We start from the raw sequence: 485 nt of genomic DNA on the forward strand, positions 1-485 counted from the left end.
GCTGGCGGTCGGGCTTCCCGGTGGAGGTGCGGGGCACCGCCTCGTCGCCGATGACGAACGAACTGGGGATCGCCGTGCGCGGAAGCCGGGAGGAGCAGTGCCTGAGCAGTGTGAGGCTGTTGAGCCGGCTGCCGGGTGCCGGCGGGGAGCGGCTCGGCGGCGGCTCTGGCGAGGCTCTCGGGGTTGCGGTCGCTGCGCGAGCTCCCGAGGACCATTAGCACCGCGGCGGGCGGGGGGCGGGGGGTGTGGGGGGGGGGGGGGGGGGGGGGGGGGGGGGGGGGGGGGGGCGGCGCGCGGGCCCCCCCGCCCCCCCCCCCGCCCCGGGAACCGGGGGCGGCCCCCCCCCCCCCCCGCCCCCCCCCCCCCGACCCCCCCCCCCCCCCCCCCCCCCCCCCCCCCCCCCCCCCCCCCCCCCCCCCCCCCCCCCCCCCCCCCCCCCCCCCCCCCCCCCCCCCCCCCCCCCCCCCCCCCCCCCCCCCCCCCCC

General features: G+C 86.8%; 1 protein-coding gene. It reads left to right on the plus strand.

Translation table 11 applies throughout. The annotated features are described in order from the left end of the window. The coding region (locus PUR26_RS00220; protein ID WP_329868037.1) for a hypothetical protein at positions 1-218 on the plus strand (218 nt) is incomplete at its 5' end. Positions 219-485 lie beyond the last annotated feature (267 nt).

The sequence above is a fragment of the Streptomyces sp. SP18CS02 genome (assembly GCF_036322365.1).
Lineage (GTDB): Bacteria > Actinomycetota > Actinomycetes > Streptomycetales > Streptomycetaceae > Streptomyces.